The organism is Pantoea sp. CFCC18179 (genome assembly GCF_059412405.1).
Genome location: NZ_JBNBPM010000008.1, coordinates 222261 through 248353, shown reverse-complemented (window position 1 = coordinate 248353; position 26093 = coordinate 222261). Strand labels below are relative to the sequence as shown.

The window sequence follows — 26093 nt, the reverse complement described above, 5'->3', positions numbered from 1 at the left end:
CAACAGGCTGATACTGGCATATTATGACCGGGCAGAAAGACGTATTATCCGAATCGACTGAGCACAAATGTGTCACCTATGTGCCCGGTCTGATCTGTTACCTATGTGCCCGGTCGTACCTAAATGGCGACCCTACAAAAACGCACCGAGCATTCGTAGGGTCGCCATTTATGGTGACCCCATGAAATCAGTGCTTAGGATACGTGCTGCAAGAACTCGCGCAGACGATCGCTCGGCGGGTTGGTGATCAACTCGTCTGGGTTGCCATCTTCGGCGATGGTGCCTTTGTCGATGAAGATCAAACGCGAAGCCACTTTCTGTGCGAAGCCCACTTCGTGAGTAACGATGACCATGGTCATGCCTTCTTCCGCCAAATCCTGCATCACTTTCAGCACTTCATGACGCAGCTCTGGATCCAGCGCTGAGGTTGGCTCATCAAACAGCATCATTTTCGGCTTCACTGCCAGCGCACGGGCAATCGCCACGCGCTGCTGCTGACCACCGGAAAGCTCCGACGGGAAGTGGTGTGCACGCTCAGCCAGGCCGACTTTGCCCAGCAGTTCACGCGCCAGTTTATGCGCTTCTTCTTTCTTCGCACCGCGCACGCGGATCGGACCAAAAGCGACGTTATCCAACGCACTCATCTGCGGGAACAGATGGAATTGCTGGAACACCATGCCGGCTTCCTGACGAATCAGGCGCTCATCAACTTTCGGGTCATTGACCTTCATGCCATCGACAATCAGATCGCCCGTGGTGATCTCTTCTAGCTTGTTGATGCAGCGCAGCAGGGTGGATTTACCGGAACCGGATGGCCCAATAATCACCACCACTTCACCCTGGTTAATTTTCAGGTTGATGTCGTGCAGTACCTGAGTCTGGCCGAAATTCTTCGAGACGTTTTTAAATTCAATCACAGGATTTTCACCCTTTTCTCAATACGGCGCAGCACAAAGCTCAACACCAACGTAATAACCAAATAGATGATGGCAACGGCGCTCCAGATCTCCAGGGCGCGGAAGTTACCAGCGATGATCTCCTGACCTTGGCGCGTTAGTTCGGCCACGCCAATCACGATAAACAGCGAGGTATCTTTGATGCTGACAATCCATTGGTTACCCAATGGCGGCAGCATGCGGCGCAGGGCCAGCGGCATGATCACGTAACGCAGGGTTTCACGGCGCGACAAACCCAGCGCTAAACCTGCTTCACGGAAGCCTTTGTTGATCGACAGCACCGCACCGCGGGTAATTTCCGCAATGTACGCACCGGAGTTGATCATGATGGTAACCACCGCTGCGCTGAACGGATCGATACGCAGGTCAGGGAAGGCCATTGGCAGGGCGAAGTAAATGAACATCACCTGCACCACAATTGGCGTGCCGCGAATCAGTTCGATGAACACCAGTGCGATGTTGTTGGTGATCCAGCCGCCGTAAGCGCGGGCAAAACCGGCGACTAAACCGATGATTAAACCGCCGACCAGGCCGAGGACCGAGATCAGTAGGGTCATTTTGGCGCCTTCGATTAAAATCGGCAGGGCTGGCCAAATGACGCTCCAGTCAAACTCCATGGTGAAACTCCAAAATATGTTGCGTGGAAAAGGTAAAAGCAGGGAAAAAAGTTTCCCTGCTACAAAAGTGGCTTAAGCCAAATTATTTTGGTTCAGTACCGAACCATTTTTTATAGATGGTGTTGTAAGTGCCGTTATCGCGCAGGGTTTTCAGTGCGCCGTTCACTTTTTCACGCAGGTCATCGCTGCCTTTCGGGAAGGCGATGCCGTATTGCTGTGCTTCAATTGACTCGCCTACCGCTTTGAAGCGGCCTTTACCGGCGGTGTTGATGAAGTACAGGATGTTCGGGGTATCGTGCAGCACGGCGTCAGCACGGTTGGTGCCTAACTCCATGTACGCGTTGTCGATGTTCGGGAACTGACGCAGATCTTTCGATTTGATGTGCGCTTTAGCGTAATCAACCGAACCGGTGCCGCTTTTCACTGCCACCACTTTGCCGTTCAGATCGTTGATGCTCTTAACGTCTTTTTCGTTCTCGCGCACCATCACCAGCAGGCCGCTTTTGTAGTATCCGTCTGAGAACTCGATAGCTTTTTTACGTTCTTCGGTGATGGTGATACCCGCCAGCGCCAGATCAACGTTTTTGGTTTGCAGCGCAGGAATGATGCCGCTGAAATCCATTGGCTTGAAGGTGTAATCCAGCTTCAGCTCTTTAGCGACGGCATCCCACAGATCGATATCAAAGCCGACGTATTTATCGCCTTGCTTAAACTCGAAGGGAACGAATGCGGTGTCGGTAGCGACGATCAGTTTCTTTTCTGCTGCGGTGGAGGAAAGCGAGAAGGCCAGCGCCAGCGCGGCCACGGAGACTTTAATCAATGACTTCATCATTTTTTTCCTTATTACCCTCAAGCCTTGTGGCCTGATGTTCGGCGTATCATATGAAAAAATTATGCCAACTTTTCAATTCGGACAAAATCAATCACTTGTAGGTGCGGGCTGACACGATTTTGCTGAAAATGAACAGGTTGCACCATTATAGCGCCCTATGTTGGTGCAATGTGCTGCTGTGGTGCGGGCACAGTGTGCATCATGGAAGTGGCAAGGGAAAGAAGGGATGAAGGAATTGTTAACAACGTCAAAAAAAGCACCAAAATGTTACAGACGTAAAAAAGGCGGGATAACCCGCCTTGATGTTGATGCTAAAAAATTATTCGATATTCGATTCGATAAACCACAGGAATTTATCCAGATCACGCGAAGCGGCAGTGAAGATATCAGCAGTATCTTCGTCGCTGACTTCGCTAATCGCTTTACGCACATCATTCGCCACAATGGCGTAACGATCGGCCAGCGCTTTCAGGTGATCCTGCACGCTGTGAATATTGAGCGGATAACTTTTCAGTGGGGTTTTATCGTTGACGATCTGAGTGGTACCCAGCGCCACACCGCCTAGCTGAACCACACGTTCAGCGATAGTGTCCTGATGATCGGTAATTGCGGTACGGAAACCATCCAGCATTTCATGTACGGCAATAAAGTTGGCGCCACGCATGTTCCAGTGCGCCTGTTTAGTGATCAGCGACAGGTCAATAAATTCCACTACCAGACGGTTGAGCACCTCGATGGTCGCTTTCTTATCGCTGTCAGCGACGTCATTTCGGGTGAAAATCAGATCAGACGATTTAGTTTTAACCAGTTTTGCGGTACTCATCATGAATGTCCTCTTATTGATGGTTGTCCTAATCAAGCACGGAAATAAGTATAGCAGCAGTTTTATAACTTGCAGGATTGATTCAGACGATGTCAGGGATAGATAAATCCGAATGTAGGGAAGTGCGCAATGGATTTTGGTGTTATTGATTAAAATCAGAGGGTTAATGAATTTGTTAAATATTTATTAATCGTGTTGCAAAATAATAACGAAAAAATACTGTGATAAGCGCTAAAAATGATAATGAGTCTTTTTAACTATTTAGCCTGCTTTAATACAGGCTAAATAACCGGTTATTTATTGCGGGTTGTTAATATCCACTTCGCTTATTTTCGCGCTTTTTTGTTTCATCGTTAGCGTCGATCCTGCTGAAGCGATAATAATCGCTAATAATGCCAACCACTGCTTCAACGTTAACAATTCACCCAAGAACAGTATGCCGGACAGCGCCGCCATCGCCGGTTCCAGGCTCATTAAGGTGCCGAAAATGCGCGCCGGCAAACGGGTGAGCGCCATCATCTCTAAAGAATAAGGAATGGCGCTGGAGAGCAGGGCGATTAACAGCGCCAGCGGCAGCACTTCCCAATGCCAAATACCCGGCGCGGCGAAGGTCAGTCCCAACGGCACAAAGATCACTGACGCAATCAGCGAACCCATTGCCACCGTGGCCGGGCCGTGTTCGGCTCCAGCGCGTTGTCCGGCCAGAATATACACCGCCCAACAGGCACCTGCGCCCACCGCGAGCAACGCGCCAAGTGGATCGATATGGCTCATACCCTCGCCAATCGGCAACAAGAACCACAATCCGGCTACCGCCAACAGCACCCAAACAAAATCCAGCGGGCGACGTGCACCAATCAACGCCAACGTGAGCGGGCCGAGAAACTCCAGGCCAACCGCTACGCCCAGCGGCACGGTACGAATTGCCAAATAGAACAGGTAATTCATGCAGCCGAGCGCTAATCCATACATCAACAGCGGCTTGCGCTGTTCACGCGTAAAACGTAAACGCCACGGTTTAAAGATCACGCACAGGATGATGGTGCCGAGGCCAAGGCGCAAAGCGGTAATACCTGGCGCGCCAACGGTGGAAAACAACGATTTTGCCAGAGAAGCGCCACCTTGCAGCGAGAGCATAGCAATCAGCAGCACGGCAATCGGGAACACTACCGGAGCCATATTTTTGGAGTTGAGAGGCGCAGACATCCTGTAATCCAATCCTTTATTCATTAACAACAGAGTAACAAGCGCCCAGTGTAAAGGAATCTTCAGCAAATAAGGAGGCGTGTGCGCGGGAAATAAAAAGTGCGACAGGTCATAAAATCACCACAATTAGGACCATTTACGTAAAGAAATGTCAGATTAGTTTAGGAATTTACTTAAAGGCATTTTTTATTGCGCGGATTTATGTTGCAGGAATATGACGGATTTTATAAGTAAAATGAATGACATAGGAAACTTCATTAACTTTCTGTTACACCAAACAATGTATTGGACAACAAAATGCGGGCAGAGTTTCAGGCTGTTTTTTGTTATATTTTCAGCGTTGTCAGGAGATAAGTATATTCACATTTGAGGTGGTTATGAAAAAAATTGCATGTCTTTCAGCTTTAGCTTGTGTACTGGCCGTTGCCGCAGGTTCAGCCATGGCGCAGAGCACCGTTACCGGTGGTTACGCTCAGAGCGATTATCAAGGCGTTCAGAACAAAGCTAACGGCTTCAACCTGAAATACCGTTACGAAGACGGTTCTAACCCACTGGGTTGGATCGGTTCATTCACCTACACCGAAAAAGACCGCACTGACGCGGGCGTGTATGAAAAAGGTTCTTACTACGGCATCACCGGTGGTCCTGCTTACCGTCTGAACGACTGGGCAAGCATCTACGGTGTTGTAGGCGTGGGCTACGGTAAATTCCAGGATAACGGCGCTGACCGTCAGAAGTCTGACACCAGCGACTACGGCTTCTCTTACGGTGCGGGTATGCAGTTCAACCCAATCGAAAACGTCGCTCTGGACGTGGGCTACGAGAAGAGCCGCATCCGCAGCGTCGATGTGGGCACCTGGATTGCTGGCGTAGGTTACAGCTTCTAAGTTTTTGCTTAGACCAGAGTTGCACCAGAAACGGCCCCTTGCAGGGCCGTTTTTTTATGCTTACGGTTTGGCGGGTTCAGGCAAGGTAGCGCGAATCTTCTTCACCTGATCGGCAGTCACCGGCGCCGCTTTATTCCCCCAACCGTTACGGATAAAGGTAGCGACATCAGCCACTTGCTGATCTTCCAGACGCCATGCGAAGTCTGGCATGGTAAAGCCGGTTGGCGCTTGTTGGGTAATCGCGCGTTGACCGCCTTTCAGGATCACACTGATCACCGAAGAGGGATCGTCACTCAGCAATGCCGGGTTGTGTGCCAACGCCGGGAAAGTACTGGCATAGCCTTTGCCATCGGTGCGGTGGCACGCGGCGCAGTTATCGACATATACCTGCGCACCAGGTTTGCTGACATCGCCTTTGAACAGCGCTTGCGCGGTGGCATCACTGGTCTGTGGCGCTGGCGTGTTATCAGCAGCAGGCAACGACTTCAGATAGACCGCAATGGCGTTGAGATCGTCATCGGTCAGATATTGCGTGCTGTGTGCGATGACATCGGTCATCGAACCAAAGGCTGCGCCTTGCTGATTGGCACCGGTTTTCAGGAAAGTGGCGATATCCTGCTGCGACCAACTACCCAAACCGGCTGTCGGGCTGGCGGTGAGATCCGGTGCGTGCCAGCCTTCCAGCGTGCCGCCGGTTAGATAGCTTTTGCCGCTTTGGTCTATGGCTTTTTCCTGGAAGCCAATGCCGCGTGGCGTATGACAAGATCCACAGTGACCTAAACCCTGCACCAGATAAGCGCCGCGTTGCCACTGCTCCGATTTACCAGCAACTGGCGCATACGTGGCATCATCGGCAAAGGTCCAGCGCCAAATCGCCAGTGGCCAGCGCATGCTCAGCGGCCACGGAATGTCGCTGTCGCGATTCGCCTGTGCAACTGGCTTCACACCCTGCATGAAATAGTCATACAGCGCGTGCATGTCGTTGTCGTTGATTTTGGCGTACGACGGGAAGGGCATCGCCGGATAGAGCGATTTGCCATCTTTCGCTACGCCGCCGCGAACCGCTTTAGCAAAATCGTCATAGCTCCAGTCGCCAATGCCGTGGGTTTTATCCGGCGTGATATTGGTTGAATAGATAGCGCCAATCGGCGTGCTCATTTTCAACCCGCCAGCAAAAGGCTGCCCGCCCGCGGCAGTGTGGCAAGCGGCGCAATCCCCGGCTTTCGCCAGATATTCACCTTGCTTGATTGAAGCATCGCTGGCGGCGAATACCACGTGGCTCACGAGCGCACCGCTCAACGCGAGAAAAAGTGCGGAAAATTTCACGATGACACTCCTTATCAGGCTTGAACCAGTGGGCCAGGGTTAGCGAGATAGCGGCTGCGAATAGCCTCCGCCGCGAACAGCGCCGTGGCGCAGACGATACCGGTTGGGTTGTAAGCCAGGTTTTGCGGGAAGCAGCACGCACCGGTAACAAACACGTTCGGCACATCCCAGCTTTGCAGATACTTGTTCACCACGCTGGTGCGTGGATCGTCACCCATCACCGCGCCGCCCGTGGTGTGCGTTGATTGATAAGGGCGCACATCGTAATGGCTATCCAGCGTTTTGAAGCCCAATTCGTAATGCTTCGGATTCATCACTTTGACGATCTCTTCCGCTTTCCCTTTGATGAAGTTGGTCATCTTCAGCTCGTTCTGCTGCCAGTCAAAGGTCATGCGTAGCAGCGGCTGGCCGTAGATATCGCGGTAAGTTGGATCGAGATCGAGATAGCACTGTTTGTACGGCATCACTGAACCGGACGATCCCACGTTCATGTTGTGAAGATAATTATCTTTGATCGCCTGTTTCCAGCCTGAACCCCAACGCGGTGCATCTTTCGGGATGCCCATTTGCTGAATTGGGCGACCGCCGGAAAACGCTGCCGAAATGGTGGCGCCGCCAACAAAACCGAGTTTGCTGTGGTCAAAGTTTTCGGCGTTGAAATCGTCGATAACGGTAGAGGTTGCGCCAGTGGCCGCGAAGGGATTGAACCAGTTATCGTTGTCGTAGAACAGCTTGATGCCGCCGGTCATCTGATAGGCGTAGTTTCTGCCGACTACGCCGTCGCCGGTTTGCGGATCGTACGGTTTACCGATTTTCGACAGCAGCAGCAAACGCACGTTGTGCAACTGGAAGGCACTGAGGATCACCAGATCGGCCGGTTGTTCTACTTCGTTGCCTTGCGCATCGATATAGGTCACGCCGGTGGCTTTTTTACCACTGCTGTCGGTATTTACGCGAATCACGTGCGCTTGGGTGCGCAGTTCAAAGTTACTGAACGGACGCAGCGCCGGGATCACGCAGCTTTGCGGTGAACCTTTCGAATAGTTGAAGCAGCCAAAACGTTCGCAGTAGCCGCAGTAGTTACACACGCCAAGTTGCACGTTGTATGGGTTGGTCCAGGCTTCGGTACAGTTGGCGGCCGGACATTCGAACGGGTGATAACCGAGTTGCGTAACGGCTTTCGAGAACAGCTCGCCGGCATACAATGTTTTCAGTGGCTTGGTGGGATAGGGATTTTTACGCGGTGATTCGAAGGGGTTGCCGCCTTCAACGGTTTTGCCGTCGAGGTTGCCGACCTGACCGGCTGCACCGCAGATTTTTTCGAACTTGTCGAAGTACGGTTCCATCTCCGCGTAGGTGAACGGGTAATCCTGCACCGTCATGTCTTTCGGGATGAAGTCGGCGCCGTATTTCTCAATCACCGTGCTGCGCATTTTGAGATCGGCTTCCAGCGGACGCCACAGCTGACCATTCCAGTGCGTACCGGCACCGCCAACGCCATCGCCTGGCAGGAAAGAACCAAAGCGGCGATAAGGCAACGCGGTTTCCTGCGTGGTGTGACGCACGGTGACGGTCTCTTTCGAGGCATTCTGGAATAGCTTGAGGCGAATGCCGTAGGTGAGTTCATCGGCAATGCGCGGGTAAGAGAAATCAGGATAGGTATCGCGATTTTCACCACGTTCCAGCGCTACGATGTTCAATCCTGAACTGGCTAATTCCATTGCCATCAGCGAACCGGTCCAGCCAAACCCGACGATCACCACATCGACGGGCGCTTTTTTGACTGCCGCCATTACACGCTCCTTTTGCTGGAAATACTGACTGGGCCAAACGGATAGGGTTTATTCGGCTGTTGCACGTTATCGACAAAGTCCGCGCGAGCGCCGGGAAAACCAATCATTTTCCACGACGCCAGCGTTTGGTTGCCGCCGTGAATCGGATCGGCGAGATAACCCTCTTTGGCGTTTTCCAGCAGTTGCTCGAAAAACTGCTTGCCGTGAATGGCGTCGTTACGCAGTTTGTCGGCTTCCAACGCGCGTAAAACCTCTTCCTGTTGCGCAGTTTCCAGCTGATAGAAATCTTTTTGATATTGCTGTTGGCAGTGCTGATCGGCCAGCGCAATGCCTAAACGATAGGTTTCACGCGGCACTAAATGCGACTGATAACCCATCTCTGGCGCGGCTTCAGCAAACGGACCCTGCATGTACCACAAACGGCCGTAGCCATACGGCAGTTCCATCTGCTTATCGATAAATACCTGCACGCCTTCGCTGATTGCGCCGGGGCCATTGGCATCGGCAGGGATCAAGCGATCGAGTGCGGCGAGCATAAATTTCCACTCTTTATCATTGAAGTAGGCCGGAACGTAATCGGATAACACGCCTTGCGGCTTGTCTGCTGCGGGGGAGGAGAGTGAAACCACACCGGTACTGGCTGCGGCGGCGAGAGGAATGAGCGAGAGCGATTTTTGTAAAAATCGTCTCCGGCCCGATGGTTGCTCTTCAGGCATTTTTTCTGACATTGCTAATTTTCCTTACGAAAAACCCACCCTGGGTTGATTCTTTTTTTATCTCTGTCACAGCGAAATTGTTGATCGCAGAATGTTTTTTATCGTTTTGCGGCTTTTTCTGCGTAGTTTGTTATATCGATGTGAATTTTGTTATATGGAAATTAATCAATGTTGATAAGAGGTTGCAACAAGAAAGTTAGCAGCCTAATGGTTTGATGGTTACGTAAGTTACAAAAGTCGTGCCGAATTGAAGCGATTCAGCCTCAAGTGGGATAAGCGATGTGCTTTAGTTCAATAACAATACGAAGCAGAGGGGATAAAAAGGTAACAAAATATGTAGGGATAATGCAAAAATGAAAAAGGCGGCTTTGCGGGCCACCTTTTACTGGAATGGGGAGAAGTTTAGCCGCGCCAGATCAGGTTAGGGCACGGACGTTCAACGAGCTGTTTGCCGGTGAGCTTTTCAATCAGCATCAAACGCAGCGCAAACGGCGAGCGGCTAAACAGGCACAGCAGCGATTTCAGCTCAAAAGCCGGTTTGCTCTGTTCAACCTGGAAGCATTTGCCACAGTCGAGGCAGTTTTTCATGGTAGTCATGTTCACCTCCCGAGTGATTGACGACTTGAACACAAGGAGCAATCAGCTTTGCATCCTTTATAAGCTATTCGCTTACATTACGAACAAAGATAGCACTGGCTATACTCTTTAGCCAACACTATTTAGGAAAAATTTGTGCTTATTTGTGCCTGGTTTACAATGAGCGCAGCCAGCCCGCACCGCAGGTATAGTGCGGCAGATAATAAAGAGGAAGTTGAATGAGTCGTCGTGCAAAAATCGCCACCAACATGCCCCAGGGGCCGCTGAAAGAGATAGAGGAGCATGTCGAAGGATTTCGTCAGGTGCGCGAAGCGCATCGTCGTGAGCTGATCGATGACTACGTTGAGTTAATCTCTGATTTAATTCGTGAATTTGGTGAAGCACGTCAGGTGGATATGGCCGCGCGTTTGGGCGTTTCACAGCCAACCGTGGCGAAAATGCTGAAGCGTTTGGGCACCACCGGCTTGGTAGAGCAAGTGCCTTATCGCGGCGTGTTTTTAACCGCCGAAGGCGAGAAGCTGGCTGAGGCGAGCCGCGTGCGTCATCACATTGTTGAAACCTTCCTGTTAGCGCTGGGCGTCAGCCCGGAAACCGCGCGCCGGGATTCTGAAGGCCTCGAGCATCACGTCAGTGATGAAACGCTGGCCGTGTTTCAGAAATTTTACGAGAGTCGCTAACCTTTAAAGGCTTCCGCCACCATGCCCATCGTGCTTCGTTCCTTAATGCGTGATCGTATTTTGCATTTGTTGTTGCTGTTGGGTGTGGTGATGCTGCCGCTGGCGGATTTCCACTGGTCGCAACTGCCGGGCGCGGTTGACTGGCACACCATCATGACGCTGACCGGCTTATTGATGTTGACCAAAGGGCTGGAAAACAGCGGCTATTTTGATGTGCTTGGCGCACGACTGATTCAGCGATTCCACCATGAACGTGCGCTGGCACTGTTTATGGTGTGCGCCGCCGCGTTGCTCTCCACTTTTCTCACCAACGATGTCGCGCTGTTTATTTTGGTGCCGCTGACCTTAACCTTACGCAAATTCTCACGCTTGCCGATTTCGCGTTTAATTATTTTTGAAGCGCTGGCGGTGAATGCCGGATCGTTATTAACGCCGGTCGGCAATCCGCAAAATATCTTATTGTGGAGCCACGGCACGCTGAGCGTTCCGGCATTTATTGTACAAATGGCACCTTTGGCGGCGTTTTTAATGCTGACGTTGATGGTGCTGACGTGGTGGAGCTTCCCAGCACGCACCATTCAAAAGCATGAGCAAAGCGAAACGCAGGCCTGGCGCAAGCCGTTATTTGTCGTCAGCGTGCTGTTGTATATCGTCTTTATTGTGGCGTTGGAGTTAAAACTCACCGGCTGGGCTTTGTTGCTGGTGGCGGTCTGTTTCTTGATTATGGCGCGCAGCGTATTAATCAGTATCGACTGGAGTTTATTGCTGGTATTTGTCGCGATGTTTATCGACGTCTATTTGCTGATGCATTTACCGTGGCTGCAACCGCATTTTGCCGCGATTGGCCAGATGGGTGAGGGCGGACTTTATTTGTTGGCGATTGGCTTATCGCAAATTATCAGTAACGTGCCAGCAACGATTCTGCTGTTGCAAAAAGTCCCGCCGTCCGATGTGCTGGCGTGGGCGGTGAATATTGGTGGTTTTGGTTTATTGCCGGGATCGCTGGCTAACTTAATCGCCTTACGTATGGCACAGGATGCGCGCGTGTGGTGGCGCTTCCATCTGTTTTCCATTCCGATGCTGGCTTGGTCGATGCTCGGCGGCTGGCTGCTTTTGCATTTATTGCGTTAATTCGATGCCAGTGTCGGCTTATGTAAAGTTGCATTGGCATTTGTCAGTTTCCCATCTAAGGTTAGTTTGACCGTTTTTGCCCGAGAATCGGGACAACTGCCTATGATGAAAAATTATGAGTGAAAACCACAATCAATCGCCTGCACGCGATGAGCAGGATGCGCACCACACTTACAATTCCGATCAAGATGACAACCAGCCTGAACGTAAGCGACCCGGCAAAAAACCGCTGATCTTCCTCGCCATTGTGGTGGTGATCATGCTGCTGGTGGGATTGTGGTTCTGGTTTACCACGCGAAATATCGAAACCACCGACGATGCCTTTACCGAAGGCAATGCGGTGACGATTGCGCCGAAAGCCTCCGGTTACGTGGTCAAGCTGCTGGTGAAAGATAACCAGCGCGTTAAGCAGGGCGATCTGCTGGTCGAAATCGACGCACGCGATACCGAAGCGCAGCGCGATCAGGCCAAAGCACAACTCGGACTGGCGCAGGCGCAGCTGCATCAGGCAGAGGCACAACTTGCCTTATCACGCGTGCAATATCCGGCGCAGCGCGATCAGGCGTTAGCCGATCAAGCCAAAGCACAGGCGAATTTGCTCAACGCGCAGGCGGATTACCGTCGCCAACGCGGTGTTGATCCGCGCGCCACCTCACAACGTAATATTGATACCGCTGCCGCGCAGTTGCGTTCAGCCGAAGCGCAATTGCAAAGCGCTAAAGCGCAGGTTGAAGTGGCTTCGCAGGTGAAGCTGCAAATTCGTCAGCAGGAAACCAATGTTGAGGCGCGCCAGCAACAAGTTGAGCAGGCGCAGGCGCAACTCAATACCGCCGAACTGAACCTGTCTTACACCCAAGTGCGCGCGCCTTACGATGGTTTTGTCACCAAGCGTAATGTGCAGCTCGGCACCTTGGTGCAAGCGGGCTCGGCGCTGTTCTCACTGGTGTCACCGGACATCTGGATCAATGCCAACTTCAAAGAGTCGCAACTGGCGCGCATGAATCCGGGCGATAAAGTGGAAATCAGCATTGATGCGTGGCCGGATATGAAGCTGGAAGGGCACGTTGATAGCGTGCAAATGGGTTCCGGCTCGCGCTTCTCCACCTTCCCGGCGGAAAATGCCACCGGTAACTACGTGAAAATTGTGCAGCGCGTGCCGGTGAAAATCGTCATTGATAAAGGGCTCGATCCTAATCATCCGCTGCCGCTCGGCTTGTCGGTTGAGCCGAAGGTAACCGTGGAATGAGTGCGAGCGAAAGCTGGCGTCCGGCCAGCAATCCGTGGCTAGTCGCTATCACGGTAACGTTGGCGGTGTTTATGGAGATCCTCGACACCACCATCGTTAACGTGGCGCTGCCGCACATTGCCGGTTCACTCTCCTCCAGCTACGACGAATCGACCTGGGTGCTCACCTCGTATTTGGTCGCCAACGGCATCGTATTGCCGATTTCGGCGTTCTTCAGCCGCCTGTTTGGTCGCAAGCAGTTCTTCTTAATCTGTATCGTGATGTTCACCATCTGCTCATTCCTGTGCGGCATCGCGACTGAACTGTGGCAAATCATCTTGTTCCGCGTGTTGCAGGGCTTTTTCGGTGGCGGTTTGCAACCGGTGCAGCAATCGGTATTGCTCGATTACTTCAAACCGGAAGATCGCGGCAAAGCGTTTGGGCTTTCCTCAATTGCGATTATCGTCGCGCCGGTGATTGGCCCGACGCTTGGCGGTTGGATTACCGATAACTACAGCTGGCGCTGGGTGTTCTTTATTAATATCCCGGTCGGCATTCTTACCGTGATGGCAATTTATCAATTGCTGGAAGATCCGCCGTGGGAGCGCAAATGGGCCAAAGGCAAACTGAAAATCGACTATATCGGCATTAGCCTGATCACGCTTGGCTTGGGCTGTTTGCAGGTATTCCTCGATCGCGGCGAAGATGAAGATTGGTTTGCTTCGCACTTTATCCGCCTGTTCGCCATGCTGGCGGTGATCGGCATTATCGGGGCGATTTACTGGTTGCTGTATGCGCGTAAGCCGGTGGTTGATCTCACGGTGATGAAAGACCGCAATTTCTGGGTTGCCGGTTTGCTGATGGCGGGCATGGCGATGATTCTGTACGGCAGCTCGGTGGTGCTTCCGCAGCTGGCTCAACAGGATTTGGGTTACACCGCCACCTGGTCCGGATTGGTGCTGTCGCCCGGCGCGATATTAATAGTGCTGACCATTCCGCTGGTATTGAAGCTGATGCCGCTGGTGCAAACGCGCTACATCATCGCCTTTGGCTTTACCTGCCTGGCGTGCGCGTTCTTCTATTCCACCTCTTTAACGCCGAACGTCGATTTCACCACGCTGGTAATGATGCGCAGCGCGCAGTCAATCGGTCTTGGCTTCCTGTTCGTGCCGCTCACCACCATTGCTTTTATTACCGTGCCGCAGCGCTTGAACGCTGATGCTTCCGCGCTGTTTACCATGTTCCGTAACGTCGCTGGATCGATTGGCATCTCGCTTTCCACCGCGGGAATTACTGAACGCATGCAGACACGGTCGGCCAATATGGTGCACAACATGTCGCCGCTGAATGAGCCGTTTAATATCACCTTGCAGCATTGGGCTGATGCGATTCGCAACTACACCACGGCGGTGGGCGATCCGCTGACGTTGGCGAGCGGGCAGCTGTATCAGGAGATGATCGCGCAATCGCGTATTCTGGCGTACATCGACGTCTTTATGGGCCTGAGTATCGTGGCTCTGCTATTGATTCCATTTTGTTGGTTGCTTTCGCCGATTAAGAGCGAAGGCGGTGCAGGAGCACATTAAAATGAACCCCATTTCGCGCTATAAGCTGACATTGCTTGCGCTGTCATTATTGCTGGCGGGCTGTGCCGTTGGGCCTGATTATCAACCGCCACAAGCGCATACGCCGGGTGCTTATCATGATTTACCGTCGCAGCAGGCGTCAAAACCGCTGGCGGCGGCCACCAATCCCCTGTGGTGGAAAAGTTTTAACGATCCGCAATTAGATAGCCTGATTGAACGCGCCATTGCTGGCAATTTAACCCTGCAACAATCGGTATTGCGCATTGCTGGCGCGCGTGAACAACTGGCGCAAGCCCGCGGCGGCTTATTTCCCTCTCTGAATGGCTCCGCTAAAGTTACGCGGCAGCAACTCGGTTTAAAAGGATTACTAAAATCCAACGGCGTTTACGACCAGGTGGATAGTGATGTGGCCAGCCAGCTAAACGGTTTGGATCATTCGGTCACGTTGTATCAAGGCAGTTTCGATGCCAGCTGGGAATTAGATTTGTGGGGCAAAGTACGCCGCCAGATGGAAGCCGCCGACGCGCAACAGCAAGCGGCTATCGAGCAACGCAACGATGCACTGGTCTCTTTAGAAGCGGAAGTGGCGCGCGCCTATTTGCAACTGCGCGGCGCGCAAGCGGTGCTGAATACTTTGCAACAGCAAATCGACGTGGCGCAGCAAACCTGGGAATTAACCCAAAGCCAGCAGCGTAACGGTCTGGCGCCGACCACCGATGTGGAAAATGCGCGCGCGCAATTGGCGTCACTCAATGCGCAATTGCCGCAATATCAGGCGCAGCAATTACAGGCGATGAATGGTTTAGCGGTGTTATTGGGGAAAACCCCTGGCGCGCTGGATAACGAGTTGATGAATAATAAAGCGCTACCGGCGTTACCGAAGCTGGTGCCGGTCGGCATTCCATCCACGCTGGCGCGACGTCGCCCGGATATTCGTCAGGCTGAAGCCACGCTGCATGCCCAAACTGCCAATATTGGTGTTTCAGTCGCCGATTTATTCCCCAGCTTGTCTCTGACTGGACAATTGGGGGTACGAAATACCGATGCCAGTTATTTGGATGACTGGAGCAGCCACTTCTTTAGCATCGGTCCATCGTTGTCGATTCCGATATTTCAGGGTGGACGTTTAGTTTCCAGCGTGAAATTGGCACGCGCGCAGCAGGCGAGCGCGGCGCTGGATTATCGTCAAACCGTATTAACCGCATTGCAGGATGTGGAAAATGCCTTGGTGAGTTATCGCGCCGATCAGCAGCAAGTTATTGCTCTTGATGAAACCACCGGCGCATTACAACGCGCCTTTGATTTGGCCAGCGACAGTTATCGTCAGGGGATTTCAACCTTCCTTGATGTGTTAGATGCACAGCGCCAACTGGCGCAAGCAAAAGCGCAATCAACCCAAGCGCGGATGCAAAGTGCATTGGACTTAGTGGCATTATATAAAGCGCTGGGCGGCGGCTGGGAACCTTATCAAAACGTCAACCTGCCAGACTATTCTGTGTTTGGCCCGGCAACGGAAGTGCGTTAATTAACGTTAAACAAGCCGCCTGAACAGCGGCTTTTTTTATCGATACAGTAAAAAAATGAGATTTCTCTCTCATCCTCAACAATATAATAATCACCACTGAAAATAGGTTTTCCCTTACACCATTAATCCTTGCTTACCTTTACGTGCACTTTCGCAGCACCGCGCATTAGCCGCTAAATGATTGTTTATACCTCGAGAATATCGCGTTGAAATCGATTCTTTTAGTCACATTAGTAACAATCCTTGCTTGTTAATTCATGGTTAATTAAAGTGCTCCTGTCGCTTTTAAGCGCAATGTAAGAAATAGGTAAGCGACTTCAGATTAATCCAGGCTCGAAAATTAATTTATTTTTTTATTTGAATTAGGTAATCTTGCCACTACAGTTTTAATTAACCCCCTTAAGCAAGGACATTGTGATGAGTGACGCATTTAAAGTTCTGAACAACATTCGCACATTACGTGCGCAGGCTCGTGAACTGCCATTGACCGATCTGGAAGAAATTCTGGAAAAATTAACTGTTGTTGTGACTGAACGTCGCGACGAAGTAAACGCTGAAGAAGCGCAGAATCGCGAAAAAGAAGAGAAGCTGTCTAAATATCGCGAAATGCTGTTGGCTGACGGTATTGACCCGAACGAATTACTGGGTGCATTGGAAGTGGGTAAAAAGCGCGCCAAGCGTGCTCCGCGTCCAGCGAAATATTCTTACACCGACGAAAACGGTGAGCAGAAATCATGGACCGGTCAAGGCCGTACCCCAGCTGCGATTAAGAAAGCGCTGGACTCAGGTAAAAGCCTCGATACTTTCCTGATCAAATAATCCGCACAATCCTTGTCAGTGGGAGCCGAGAGCAGCGATGTTCTCGGCTTTTTTATTTCTGTTTAAGCAACAACACGTTCTCAACATAAGCGCGTCTGCCTTCGGCGCAGAGGTGGCGTCCGGGGCCTTGCTTCTGGCATAATGCCCGCTGTTTTTTCCTCCACTGCGTAACAAAGGTAAAGCCGTGTTAGTTTCCAGCAATATCACCATGCAGTTCGGCAGTAAGCCGCTGTTCGAAAATATCTCCGTTAAATTTGGCGGCGGTAATCGTTACGGTTTAATCGGTGCGAACGGCAGCGGTAAATCTACCTTTATGAAAATACTGGGCGGCGATTTGGTGCCGACGGGAGGAAATGTTTCCCTCGACCCAAATGAACGTATCGGTAAGTTACGTCAGGACCAATTTGCCTTTGAGCAATATAGTGTGCTGGACACCGTGATCATGGGCCACAATGAATTGTGGGCCGTGAAGCAAGAGCGTGATCGTATATATGCATTGCCGGAAATGAGCGAAGAGGAAGGCTATAAAGTGGCTGACCTCGAAGTTGAATACGGTGAAATGGATGGTTACAGCTCGGAATCACGTGCCGGTGAATTATTACTGGGTGTTGGCATTCCAGTGGAGCAGCATTACGGCCCGATGAGCGAAATTGCGCCGGGTTGGAAATTGCGCGTGCTGTTAGCCCAGGCATTATTTGCCAATCCGGATATTTTGTTGCTCGATGAACCGACCAACAACCTGGATATCGATACCATTCGTTGGTTGGAGCAAGTACTCAACGAACGTAACAGCACCATGATCATCATTTCGCATGACCGTCACTTCCTGAATATGGTGTGCACGCACATGGCGGATTTGGATTACGGCGAACTGCGCGTCTATCCGGGTAATTATGACGAATATATGACCGCGGCGACACAATCACGCGAACGTCTATTATCGGATAACGCTAAGAAGAAAGCGCAAATTGCCGATCTGCAATCATTCGTGAGCCGCTTCAGCGCCAACGCCTCTAAATCGCGTCAGGCGACGTCACGTGCTAAGCAGATTGATAAAATTAAGCTGGAAGAGGTTAAAGCGTCTAGCCGTCAAAACCCGTTTATTCGTTTTGACCAGGATAAGAAACTGTTCCGTAATGCACTGGAAGTGGAAGCATTAACCAAAGGTTTCGATAACGGTCCGCTGTTTAATAAACTCAACCTGATGTTAGAAGTCGGCGAGAAATTGGCGATTCTCGGTGCCAACGGTATTGGTAAAACCACATTACTGAAAACACTGGTCGGTGAACTGGCTCCAGATAGCGGCACGGTGAAATGGTCGGAGAATGCGCGCATTGGTTATTACGCGCAGGATCATGCCGAAGATTTTGCCGACGATTTGACCGTATTCGATTGGATGAGCCAATGGAAGCAGGAAGGCGACGACGAACAAGCGGTGCGCAGTATCCTTGGCCGTCTGCTGTTTGGTCACGATGAGATCAATAAGCCAGCAAAAGTGCTGTCGGGTGGTGAGAAGGGCCGCATGCTGTTTGGCAAGCTGATGATGCAGAAGCCGAACATCCTGATTATGGATGAACCGACCAACCACTTAGATATGGAATCGATTGAATCGCTGAACATGGCGCTGGAAATGTATGAAGGCACCTTGATCTTCGTCTCGCATGACCGTGAGTTTGTTAGCTCGTTGGCCACGCGCGTGATGGAGATGAAAGGCGATCGCATTGTCGACTTCACCGGCAATTACGAAGATTACCTGCGCAGTCAGGGCATCGTTTAAGATGAACAAGGGCGGCTTGATAGCCGCCCTTAATTTTTATCCAATCTGCCCAATATTCACATACTGGGTTTCTAAATACTCTTCCAACCCAACATCTGCCCCTTCGCGACCCAAACCTGATGCTTTCACGCCGCCAAACGGTGCCACTTCGGTTGAAATAATCCCTTCGTTCACACCGACCATGCCGCTCTCCAGTTGTGGCGTCACGCGCAGCGCTCGTGCCAGATCGCGCGTCCACAAATAGGCCGCTAATCCGTAAGGCGTATCGTTAGCACGCTGAATCACTTCGTCTTCGCCGCTAAAGCGGAAGCATGCCGCCACCGGGCCAAAGGTTTCTTCCTGCGCCAGCAGCATCTGCTCATTGGCATCGGCCAGCACCGTAGGTTGATAGAAGCTGCCGCCCAATGCGTGACGTTCGCCGCCGCACAGCAAACGTGCGCCACGTTGCACTGCATCCTGCACATGCGCTTCCACTTTTTGCATCGCGCGCTGGTGGATCAGCGGACCTTGCTGCGCGCCCGGCGTCAATCCAGGCGCCACTTTTAAGGCACGCGCCGCATCAGCCAGCTTGTTGACGAAGCGATCATACACGCCGTCCTGCACGTAAAAGCGATTTACGCAGATACAGGTTTGCCCGCTATTGCGGAATTTGGCCGCCATCGCACTTTCTACCGCCGCATCGATATCGGCATCGTCAAACACGATAAACGGTGCGTTGCCACCCAGTTCCAGCGACAGTTTTTTCACCGAGCTGGCAGCGTCACGCATCAGCAATTTGCCGACTGCAGTGGAACCGGTGAAGGAGATTTTACGCACGCGATCGTCATGCGTCAGCGTACGCCCAATCTCCACGGTTTCGCCGCTCACCGCATTCAGCACGCCGGCAGGCACACCGGCTTGCTCCGCCAGCACCAGCAAGGCAAAAGCGGACAGCGGCGTTTCATTGGCCGGTTTAACGATGGCGGTACAACCTGCCGCCAGCGCCGGGCCCAGTTTGCGCGTCAACATCGCCAGCGGGAAATTCCACGGCGTGATAGCCGCGACAACGCCAACCGGCTGTTTCAGCGTCAGGATCAGGTTACCGGCTTTGGTCGAAGGAATGGTTTTGCCGTTGGCACGTTTGCCCTCTTCGGCGAACCATTCGATAAAGCTGGCGGCGTACAGCACTTCGCCGCGCGCTTCGGCCAGCACTTTGCCTTGTTCCTGCACCACCAACTGCGCCAGCGCTTCCTGATTTTCGATGATCAATTGATACCAGCGCTGCAAAATCACCGCACGCGCTTTGGCGGTTAAGGCACGCCAGGCGGGCAGGGCAGCGGACGCCGCGGCAATGGCGCGTGTGGTTTCGGCTTCGCCAACGTTAGCCACGCGCGCCACTACACTTTCATCGGCGGGATTGGTGACGTCATAAGTGCGATCGCTCTCCAGCCATTGTCCATTACAGTACCAGCCGGTCCGTAGCAGTGAAGTTGTCATGCAATATTCCTCGCAGGTTGAATCTGATCGGCAAACACGGTACGTGCTGCGCGACTGTGGCGGGCAATGCGTTTGCCGGCGGTATAGTCATTAATCACATCGCATGGCGTGTAATTGCGTTCCAGTTCGAAGCGTTCTTCGCTATCCAGTTGCGTGCTCATAGCGGCAATGGCGCTATCCAGCTGCGCCACGCTGTCGGCGCCTACCAGCATCGAATCCACGCCCGGATGGGACAGCACCCAGGCTTGGGCGATTTGTGCACTGGAAAGTCCACGAGCTGCCGCTACGCGAGCGACCGATTCAGCAATCTGCAATGACGCTTCATCGCCATACATTTCGCGGGTAAAGAAGTCGGTTTGATTACGCACCGATTGCCCGTCACCGCTCAGTAAGCCGCGCGCTAGCGGGCTGAATACCGACACGCCCAAACCTTGATCGCGGCAGAACGGCAGCATTTCACGCTCTTCTTCGCGGTAGGCGCAGTTGAGCTGTAACTGCATGTTGATCGGCTTAACGAAGTTGTTGCGCTCGCAGCACCACAAAATCTTCGCCAGTTGCCAGCAATACATGGTTGAGACGCCGACATAACGCGCTTTACCGCTGCGCACGATGCTGTTCATCGCTTCCCACGTCTCTTCGATCGGCGTGTTCACATCGAAGTAGTGCAGCATGTACATATCGACATAATCGGTGCCGAGGCGGCGTAAGCTGCCATCAATGCTATCGAGAATATGTTTGCGCGAATGGCCCTGATTATTCTGGCCGCCGCCGAGCGGATAACCGACTTTGGTGGTCAGCACCAATTCGTCACGCTGCGCCACGCGTTTTAGCACGCGACCTACCACTTCTTCACCGGCACCGCTGGAATAGAAATCGGCAAGATCGATAAAGTTAATGCCGTTTTCCAGCGCATGACGAATGATCGGCTCACTTTGCGCCTCATCAAAAATCCACGGTTTCCAACTCTTGCTGCCCATATTCATGGTGCCAAGGCAAAGACGGGAGACGCGCAAACCGCTGTGGCCGAGATTGATGTATTCCATGCTGCAACTCCTGTTACTTCGGGGAATAGAACGGATTGCCCAATTCAGGTAACGCCTGCTGCAACTGCTGGCGCCCCGGTAATTTTTCCATTGCTGCCTCAATCGCTACCGTGCAGGCACGATAGTTATTGGCGAACACTTCGTCCAAATCGGTACAGCCGGGATTGACCCAGTTGGCAGTCACGATGCACCACTCATCTTCGGCTTCGGCAGGCAAGGTGCCTTTCAGCAGCGCTTCGGTGACGGCTTTGGCAATCGCCGCCTGCGATGCGCCCCAAGTGGCGTTGCCGTGCAAATCGCCAGCAATCGCGGCTTTGTTCACGTACAGCGTCATCGGTTTGGCTGGCACGTTAGGTTTGATCACCACCATAAATGGGCAGTGTCCTTGCGACGGGGTAGCCAGGCTGGTGGAGAATGCCTGTCCCACTACGCCGTCACGCGGCCCAATCATGATATTGATGTGCGAGGCGTTAACACCGTCGCCTGCGAAACCTTCACCGATATACATTTCCATCATTGCCTCCAGTTACAGCTGTTGCGTTGAAGTTGAAGTTGAAGCGTGCGGGCTGAGGGTTTTATCAGCCTGCGGTGTGTCTTGTGACGCATCGGTCAGCGTCAATCCTTTGGTTTCCGGTGCCCAGGCGATAGAGACCAGCGCGCCGAGTACCAGAATGGCTGCCAGTAAAGCCATGGTGCCGCCGACGCCGTAATTGACGATCGCCAGCGGCAGCAATAAAGTGCCGACCGCCGAACCGAGACGGCTCATTGAGGTGGCGAAACCGACGCCGCGTGAGCGCACATCTGTCGGGAAGCTTTCCGCCGGGAACACACCCACCAGATTGCTGACTGCCGACATCACCAGCGTGAAAGCGGCGAACAGCAAAATCAGCCAGATGCCCGCGCTGTTGTGCAGCACGCTGAGCAGAATTAAGCAGGCGGCGAGGAAGATAAACGAACCAATCAGGAAGCCGCGACGTGAACACATGGCGGTCAACACAATGCCCAAAACCGCGCCGACCAATAACAGGCCACTCAACAGCAAGTCGGTGGCGAAGCCCTGATCCAACCCCATCTGTTTCAGAATCGCGGGCAGGAAGGTGTAGATGGCGAAATACGGGATCACCAGACAGACAAAGAACAAGCAGTTGAATGCGGTGCGGCGGCGATAGCGTGGGCGGAAAAGTGCACCTAAGCCGCCATCGGGCGCTTGTGCGCGCTCTTCCGGCAACGTTACGTTCGGGCCAAACAGGCGTGTAACGATCGCCAGCGCTTCCTCACGACGTCCTTTGCGCAGCAGCCAGCGCGGTGATTCCGGCGTACCAATGCGCAGCAGCAAAATCGCCAGTGCGGGCAGTGCGGAAGAAGCCAGTAACCAGCGCCAGCCATCTTCATGCGCGTTAAGCGCCAGATGTCCGGCAAAGCTCGCTGCCACGTAGCCGACGGTCCACAGCACGCTGAATGCGCCGAGTAACACTCCGCGATGCTTGCGCGGTGCGAACTCCGCCAGAATGGTATGGCCGACCGCGAAGTCGCCGCCGAGTCCAAAGCCGATCAACACCCGCAACAGGAACAGTTGCTCCGCAGATTGCGCGAAGAACTGCATGCCAGAGGCGAGGGTGATCAGGATGAAGCTGAAGCAGAAGATTTTCTGGCGGCCGACGGTATCGGCGATCCAGCCCAGCACCAAACTGCCGAGGAACAAGCCGATCAGCGCTGAGCTGCCAATCATGCCTTGCCAGAACGGTGATAACGCCATTTGTGGTGTCATTTGCGTCAGCGCGAAGCCAACCGAACCGAGGATGTAGCCGTCGGTAAGATGCGCGCCGAAGGTCAAACCGGTGATTTTGAGGTGAAAGCGATTTAAGGGTACATCATCCATCAGCGTTGTTTGATTCATGTTCCTTCCTTCTGGGTTGGAGAGATGATTGTTATTTTATTGTTATCTGGATGAGAAATTACTGTGACATTTGACTGCGGCATAGGCGAGTGCGAAAAAGTCATACCCCTATTCCGCAATTTCCTGTGATTGCTCTCATAAATTTGATGTTTGCTTCTCCTTGTGTGAATCGGCTGAGGTTAGATTGGCGACTTGATTTAATGCCATGTCTGCCGGAGGCAGGGATGAGAAAATTGCCTTCTCTCAATATGTTGCGGCTGTTCGAAGAGACTTGCCGCACCTTGAGTTTCAGCAAAGCCGCCGATGCGTTGTTCATGACGCAAAGCGCCGCCAGTCGCCAGATGCGTCAGTTGGAAACTTTCCTCGGCAAAGATCTGTTCGTGCGCAGCCACAGCGGTTTACTGCTCACACCGGAAGCGATTCAACTGCTGCCGGTGGTACGTCAATCGCTGGATCTGCTGGAAGAGGGCGTGCGCGGCGTGCAGCAGCACAACCCGCGCCAGCACCTGCGTTTACAAGTTGCCCCCACCTTCGCCACCCGCTGGCTGGCACCTCGCCTCGTCACGCTGCGTCAGCAGCATCGCCAACTGCAAATCATGTTGATCAGTGAAGCGCGGCAGAAATACAGCGATTTCGATTGCGCCATTCGCTTTGGATCGCAGGAAGAAGCGCAGTTAGCAGGCGCGGAAGGGGAATGGTTGTGCCATGAAACGTTGGTGCTGGTGGGCAGTCCATTATTGATGCTGGATGGCGTCTGGCCGGACATCAATCTGATGCCGCAGCTGCACATCCTCAATGGCGACAGCCGGCTGGATAACTGGACACGCTGGTATCAAGCCTGTGGTGAAGCGCCATCGTTGGAGGACAATGGGTTGGCGTTTAGCACCCAGGATCAGGTGATCAACGCCTGCGTCACCGGCGCTGGCTATGCAGTGCTGGATCGTGCGATGGTGCGCAATGAACTCAACAACGGTGTGTTGATGCAGATAGCACCGCAGATGCTCGCCAGCGCCAATGGTTATTGGCTGGAAGTGCCGGGCGGCAAGCAAACACTGCCGCGCGTGACGGTTTTTCGCGACTGGCTGATGACGGAAATGCAGCGCTTCAATGCCGCCGCACCGCTCGCCAGTCTTACGTTGTAATGGAAAGGATGGTTTGTCGTGGATTTAGTTGATTTGTTAAAGAGCTCGCCGGTGGTGGCTGCGGTGAAAGATGCGCAGAGCCTGCAACAGGCGATCGATTCACCCTGTCAGGTGGTTTCGGTGTTGTACGGCAACATTTGCAACATCGGACGCATCGTCGGACAGATAAAACAGGCCGGGAAAATCGCCTTCATCCATGTTGATTTGCTGGAAGGCAGTTCGCGCCAGGAAGTGGTGATTCAATTTCTGAAAATTGTCACGCAAGCCGATGGCATCATCAGCACCAAACCGGCGATGCTGAAAGCAGCACGCCAGCACGGTTTCTGGGCCATTCATCGCTTGTTTGTGCTTGATTCCATCTCCTTCAACAACATCGAAAAACAAGTGGCGCAATCCGCGCCGGATATCGTGGAAATCCTGCCCGGCTGCATGCCAAAAGTGCTGGGATGGATCACCGAACGTATCAGCCATCCAATCATTGCTGGCGGATTAGTGTGTGATGAAGAAGATGCGCGCCTGGCGCTGGCGGCTGGCGCGTTGGCAGTGTCCACCACCAACGCGGGCGTCTGGCCGTTAGCGCAGCGAAGTTAACGGAGAGGCAATTCAGCCAGCGGGCTTAAACGCTGCAGCAGCGGATCCAGCGCCGCATGCAACTGCTGATAAACCTGCTGATTGAGTTGTTGATAATGCGCATGATGTACGGCGTTGGGCATAAAGGTTTCGCCGGTTTTGACCAACGCCGCTACCGCCGCGCGATAATCCTGCCACACACCTATCGCCATACCGGCGCTGATGGCGCAACCGATCGCCGCTGAACTGCGCATCGCATTGCGTCGAGCGGGCACACCAAAGATGTCGGCAAACAGCTGCATAAACAGATCGCTGTTAGCGCCACCGCCGGAAATCACCAACTGCGCCAGTGGACGATCCAGCGCCGCCATCATCGGATCCATGTGGTTCTTCATGGTGAAGACAATACCTTCCAGCAGCGAGCGAAATAGATGCGCGCGCGTGTGGCGGCCATCAAAACCGATGATAGCCCCTTTGCGCCACGGTGCCTGTGCGGGCGCGGCCCAATCATGCAAGGTGATCAATCCATCACTGCCCGCTGGCACACGGCTGGCTTCATCACTCAACAAACTCTCGATATCGATGCCGTGATCCTGTGCATCCTTAACCGCCGCCGCACCAAACTGATCGCGGAACCAGCTAATGGTCCACATGCCGCGGCGCACGCCCATGCATTCATAGAGGAATCGTTTTGGCAGCGCGGCCTGGAACGGCCAGAAGTGATCGCTGCTGCGCGGCGTTTCATCGCCATGCACCATCGCGCCGATATAAGTGCCAAGCGAGATCAGCGCTTCATCACTCTGTAGCGCACCTGCTCCCAAGGCTTCAACGGCTTTATCATGCGCGGTCGCGATGATCGGCAAGCCATCCGGTAAACCGCAGGCTTGTGCCGCGGCTGGCGTGACATTGCCGAGCGCTTCACCGGGACGCACCACATCAAACAGTAGTTCGCGACGTAAATTGCAGGCGGACATCTGTGCCTCATCCCAATCCTGGCGCGTATCATCCATCGGCCAGCAACCGATATAGTTGGCGCTGGTATCGCGCGTCTGACCGGTTAAACGGTGAGTGATATAACCCGAGGTGGTGGTGATCCAACGTACCTCGCCGTAAGCGACTTCATGTTGATAAGCCTGATTCAGGCGCGCATCCATCCAGTTAATCACTGGCCATGCCAGCTCGCCGTCGGCGCGCATCAATACGCGACAGCAGCGGATCACACACAGTCCCGCCGCCAGTAATTGATGCTGTTGACCGCCGAGCTGATAAAAGCGTGCCATTGCCGCGCGACACGCCTGCTGCACCGAAGTCCAGAGATCATCGTCGGGATGTTCCGCCCGATTCGGCTGCGGAATGGCGAGCGGTCGCAGCGGCTGTTGCGCGCTGCACAATACTTCTCCATCGGTCTGAAAGATCACCACTTTGGCGCTTTGCGTGCCGACATCAATGCCCATCAAATAACGTGCAGACAT

At 53.1% G+C, this 26093-nt stretch carries 24 protein-coding genes; 10 read left to right on the top strand and 14 right to left on the bottom strand.

Annotation, left to right across the window (positions count from 1 at the left end; translation table 11 throughout):
- Window positions 1-194: 194 nt before the first annotated feature.
- The 5 genes from glnQ to rhtA form a co-directional block, all read right to left on the bottom strand.
- The gene (gene glnQ, locus ACPUC7_RS16775) at window positions 195-917 is read right to left on the bottom strand and encodes a glutamine ABC transporter ATP-binding protein GlnQ (protein WP_258144826.1); all 723 of its coding nucleotides are present in this window, start codon (window positions 915-917) and stop codon (window positions 195-197) included.
- Window positions 914-1573 carry a glutamine ABC transporter permease GlnP gene (gene glnP, locus ACPUC7_RS16770; protein WP_343551474.1) on the bottom strand — a complete coding sequence of 220 codons (660 nt, stop codon included), beginning with the start codon at window positions 1571-1573 and terminating at the stop codon, window positions 914-916. The genes glnQ and glnP overlap by 4 nt, the downstream gene beginning before the upstream one ends.
- Before the next feature lie 82 nt (window positions 1574-1655).
- The gene (gene glnH / locus ACPUC7_RS16765) at window positions 1656-2402 is read right to left on the bottom strand and encodes a glutamine ABC transporter substrate-binding protein GlnH (RefSeq protein WP_494923766.1); all 747 of its coding nucleotides are present in this window, start codon (window positions 2400-2402) and stop codon (window positions 1656-1658) included.
- 322 nt (window positions 2403-2724) lie between these two features.
- Window positions 2725-3228, bottom strand: coding sequence for a DNA starvation/stationary phase protection protein Dps (dps, locus tag ACPUC7_RS16760; protein WP_343551470.1), 504 nt, complete (start codon window positions 3226-3228; stop codon window positions 2725-2727).
- A gap of 297 nt (window positions 3229-3525) precedes the next feature.
- Entirely contained in the window at window positions 3526-4434 is a 909-nt protein-coding gene (gene rhtA / locus ACPUC7_RS16755) for a threonine/homoserine exporter RhtA (RefSeq protein WP_494923750.1), read from the bottom strand.
- 377 nt (window positions 4435-4811) lie between these two features.
- Here rhtA and ompX point away from each other — a divergent pair, with 377 nt between their 5' ends.
- A complete protein-coding gene (gene ompX, locus ACPUC7_RS16750) occupies window positions 4812-5321 on the top strand; it encodes an outer membrane protein OmpX (RefSeq protein WP_343551468.1) in 510 nt (169 codons plus the stop codon).
- 60 nt (window positions 5322-5381) lie between these two features.
- Here ompX and ACPUC7_RS16745 read toward each other — a convergent pair whose 3' ends face one another.
- The 4 genes from ACPUC7_RS16745 to ACPUC7_RS16730 all read right to left on the bottom strand — a co-directional run bounded on the left by ACPUC7_RS16745 (window position 5382) and on the right by ACPUC7_RS16730 (window position 9753).
- Window positions 5382-6650, bottom strand: coding sequence for a c-type cytochrome (locus ACPUC7_RS16745; RefSeq protein WP_494923765.1), 1269 nt, complete (start codon window positions 6648-6650; stop codon window positions 5382-5384).
- Window positions 6651-6661: 11 nt separating this feature from the next.
- On the bottom strand, window positions 6662-8440 hold the full coding sequence (locus ACPUC7_RS16740; protein WP_494923749.1) for a GMC family oxidoreductase: 1779 nt from the start codon (window positions 8438-8440) through the stop codon (window positions 6662-6664).
- Complete coding sequence (locus tag ACPUC7_RS16735; RefSeq protein ID WP_494923748.1) at window positions 8440-9168, bottom strand: gluconate 2-dehydrogenase subunit 3 family protein; 729 nt, start codon at window positions 9166-9168, stop codon at window positions 8440-8442. The genes ACPUC7_RS16740 and ACPUC7_RS16735 overlap by 1 nt, the downstream gene beginning before the upstream one ends.
- A 390-nt stretch (window positions 9169-9558) precedes the next feature.
- Window positions 9559-9753 carry a hypothetical protein gene (locus tag ACPUC7_RS16730; protein ID WP_494923747.1) on the bottom strand — a complete coding sequence of 65 codons (195 nt, stop codon included), beginning with the start codon at window positions 9751-9753 and terminating at the stop codon, window positions 9559-9561.
- Window positions 9754-9971: 218 nt separating this feature from the next.
- Between ACPUC7_RS16730 and mntR the strand changes: the two genes are divergently transcribed.
- The 7 genes from mntR to ACPUC7_RS16695 all read left to right on the top strand — a co-directional run bounded on the left by mntR (window position 9972) and on the right by ACPUC7_RS16695 (window position 18493).
- Window positions 9972-10430 (top strand): manganese-binding transcriptional regulator MntR, encoded by a 459-nt coding sequence (gene mntR, locus ACPUC7_RS16725; protein WP_008102536.1) that lies wholly within the window; start codon window positions 9972-9974, stop codon window positions 10428-10430.
- A gap of 21 nt (window positions 10431-10451) precedes the next feature.
- Window positions 10452-11561, top strand: a complete 1110-nt coding sequence (locus tag ACPUC7_RS16720) for an SLC13 family permease (protein ID WP_494923746.1) — start codon at window positions 10452-10454, stop codon at window positions 11559-11561.
- A 115-nt stretch (window positions 11562-11676) separates the two neighbouring features.
- Window positions 11677-12807, top strand: a complete 1131-nt coding sequence (locus ACPUC7_RS16715; protein WP_494923745.1) for an HlyD family secretion protein — start codon at window positions 11677-11679, stop codon at window positions 12805-12807.
- Window positions 12804-14372 (top strand): DHA2 family efflux MFS transporter permease subunit, encoded by a 1569-nt coding sequence (locus ACPUC7_RS16710; RefSeq protein ID WP_343551462.1) that lies wholly within the window; start codon window positions 12804-12806, stop codon window positions 14370-14372. Before ACPUC7_RS16715 ends, ACPUC7_RS16710 begins: the two co-directional genes overlap by 4 nt.
- A gap of 1 nt (window position 14373) precedes the next feature.
- Window positions 14374-15897, top strand: a complete 1524-nt coding sequence (locus ACPUC7_RS16705; RefSeq protein WP_494923744.1) for an efflux transporter outer membrane subunit — start codon at window positions 14374-14376, stop codon at window positions 15895-15897.
- Window positions 15898-16314: 417 nt separating this feature from the next.
- Window positions 16315-16716 carry an H-NS family histone-like protein gene (locus ACPUC7_RS16700; RefSeq protein WP_343551460.1) on the top strand — a complete coding sequence of 134 codons (402 nt, stop codon included), beginning with the start codon at window positions 16315-16317 and terminating at the stop codon, window positions 16714-16716.
- Between the two features lie 184 nt (window positions 16717-16900).
- A complete protein-coding gene (locus ACPUC7_RS16695; protein ID WP_343551459.1) occupies window positions 16901-18493 on the top strand; it encodes an ABC-F family ATPase in 1593 nt (530 codons plus the stop codon).
- A 36-nt stretch (window positions 18494-18529) separates the two neighbouring features.
- Here ACPUC7_RS16695 and ACPUC7_RS16690 read toward each other — a convergent pair whose 3' ends face one another.
- From ACPUC7_RS16690 to ACPUC7_RS16675, 4 genes are read right to left on the bottom strand one after another with little or no spacing between them, the layout of a single operon-like run.
- Complete coding sequence (locus ACPUC7_RS16690; RefSeq protein WP_494923743.1) at window positions 18530-19969, bottom strand: NAD-dependent succinate-semialdehyde dehydrogenase; 1440 nt, start codon at window positions 19967-19969, stop codon at window positions 18530-18532.
- Complete coding sequence (locus ACPUC7_RS16685; RefSeq protein ID WP_494923742.1) at window positions 19966-21012, bottom strand: aldo/keto reductase; 1047 nt, start codon at window positions 21010-21012, stop codon at window positions 19966-19968. The genes ACPUC7_RS16690 and ACPUC7_RS16685 overlap by 4 nt, the downstream gene beginning before the upstream one ends.
- 13 nt (window positions 21013-21025) lie before the next feature.
- The gene (gene fae, locus ACPUC7_RS16680; RefSeq protein WP_343551455.1) at window positions 21026-21526 is read right to left on the bottom strand and encodes a formaldehyde-activating enzyme; all 501 of its coding nucleotides are present in this window, start codon (window positions 21524-21526) and stop codon (window positions 21026-21028) included.
- Between the two features lie 12 nt (window positions 21527-21538).
- Entirely contained in the window at window positions 21539-22909 is a 1371-nt protein-coding gene (locus ACPUC7_RS16675; RefSeq protein ID WP_494923741.1) for an MFS transporter, read from the bottom strand.
- A gap of 224 nt (window positions 22910-23133) precedes the next feature.
- Between ACPUC7_RS16675 and ACPUC7_RS16670 the strand changes: the two genes are divergently transcribed.
- A complete protein-coding gene (locus tag ACPUC7_RS16670) occupies window positions 23134-24051 on the top strand; it encodes a LysR substrate-binding domain-containing protein (RefSeq protein WP_343551453.1) in 918 nt (305 codons plus the stop codon).
- An 18-nt stretch (window positions 24052-24069) separates the two neighbouring features.
- Window positions 24070-24642: a glycerol-3-phosphate responsive antiterminator gene (locus tag ACPUC7_RS16665; RefSeq protein ID WP_494923740.1), complete on the top strand. Its 573-nt coding sequence runs from the start codon at window positions 24070-24072 to the stop codon at window positions 24640-24642.
- Here the strand turns inward: ACPUC7_RS16665 and ACPUC7_RS16660 are convergent.
- Complete coding sequence (locus ACPUC7_RS16660) at window positions 24639-26093, bottom strand: FGGY-family carbohydrate kinase (protein ID WP_494923739.1); 1455 nt, start codon at window positions 26091-26093, stop codon at window positions 24639-24641. The genes ACPUC7_RS16665 and ACPUC7_RS16660 overlap by 4 nt on opposite strands.

Excerpts from the sequence above, each read along its gene's own strand:
- glnP (WP_343551474.1), bottom strand. The coding sequence starts at position 1,573 with ATGGAGTTTGACTGGAGCGTCATTTGGCCAGCCCTGCCGATTTTAATC.
- glnH (WP_494923766.1), bottom strand. The coding sequence starts at position 2,402 with ATGAAGTCATTGATTAAAGTCTCCGTGGCCGCGCTGGCGCTGGCCTTC.
- dps (WP_343551470.1), bottom strand. The coding sequence starts at position 3,228 with ATGAGTACCGCAAAACTGGTTAAAACTAAATCGTCTGATCTGATTTTC.
- rhtA (WP_494923750.1), bottom strand. The coding sequence starts at position 4,434 with ATGTCTGCGCCTCTCAACTCCAAAAATATGGCTCCGGTAGTGTTCCCG.
- ompX (WP_343551468.1), top strand. The coding sequence starts at position 4,812 with ATGAAAAAAATTGCATGTCTTTCAGCTTTAGCTTGTGTACTGGCCGTT.
- ACPUC7_RS16740 (WP_494923749.1), bottom strand. The coding sequence starts at position 8,440 with ATGGCGGCAGTCAAAAAAGCGCCCGTCGATGTGGTGATCGTCGGGTTT.
- ACPUC7_RS16735 (WP_494923748.1), bottom strand. The coding sequence starts at position 9,168 with ATGTCAGAAAAAATGCCTGAAGAGCAACCATCGGGCCGGAGACGATTT.
- ACPUC7_RS16730 (WP_494923747.1), bottom strand. The coding sequence starts at position 9,753 with ATGACTACCATGAAAAACTGCCTCGACTGTGGCAAATGCTTCCAGGTT.
- mntR (WP_008102536.1), top strand. The coding sequence starts at position 9,972 with ATGAGTCGTCGTGCAAAAATCGCCACCAACATGCCCCAGGGGCCGCTG.
- ACPUC7_RS16720 (WP_494923746.1), top strand. The coding sequence starts at position 10,452 with ATGCCCATCGTGCTTCGTTCCTTAATGCGTGATCGTATTTTGCATTTG.
- ACPUC7_RS16715 (WP_494923745.1), top strand. The coding sequence starts at position 11,677 with ATGAGTGAAAACCACAATCAATCGCCTGCACGCGATGAGCAGGATGCG.
- ACPUC7_RS16710 (WP_343551462.1), top strand. The coding sequence starts at position 12,804 with ATGAGTGCGAGCGAAAGCTGGCGTCCGGCCAGCAATCCGTGGCTAGTC.
- ACPUC7_RS16705 (WP_494923744.1), top strand. The coding sequence starts at position 14,374 with ATGAACCCCATTTCGCGCTATAAGCTGACATTGCTTGCGCTGTCATTA.
- ACPUC7_RS16700 (WP_343551460.1), top strand. The coding sequence starts at position 16,315 with ATGAGTGACGCATTTAAAGTTCTGAACAACATTCGCACATTACGTGCG.
- ACPUC7_RS16690 (WP_494923743.1), bottom strand. The coding sequence starts at position 19,969 with ATGACAACTTCACTGCTACGGACCGGCTGGTACTGTAATGGACAATGG.
- ACPUC7_RS16685 (WP_494923742.1), bottom strand. The coding sequence starts at position 21,012 with ATGGAATACATCAATCTCGGCCACAGCGGTTTGCGCGTCTCCCGTCTT.
- fae (WP_343551455.1), bottom strand. The coding sequence starts at position 21,526 with ATGGAAATGTATATCGGTGAAGGTTTCGCAGGCGACGGTGTTAACGCC.
- ACPUC7_RS16675 (WP_494923741.1), bottom strand. The coding sequence starts at position 22,909 with ATGAATCAAACAACGCTGATGGATGATGTACCCTTAAATCGCTTTCAC.
- ACPUC7_RS16670 (WP_343551453.1), top strand. The coding sequence starts at position 23,134 with ATGAGAAAATTGCCTTCTCTCAATATGTTGCGGCTGTTCGAAGAGACT.
- ACPUC7_RS16660 (WP_494923739.1), bottom strand. The coding sequence starts at position 26,093 with ATGTCTGCACGTTATTTGATGGGCATTGATGTCGGCACGCAAAGCGCC.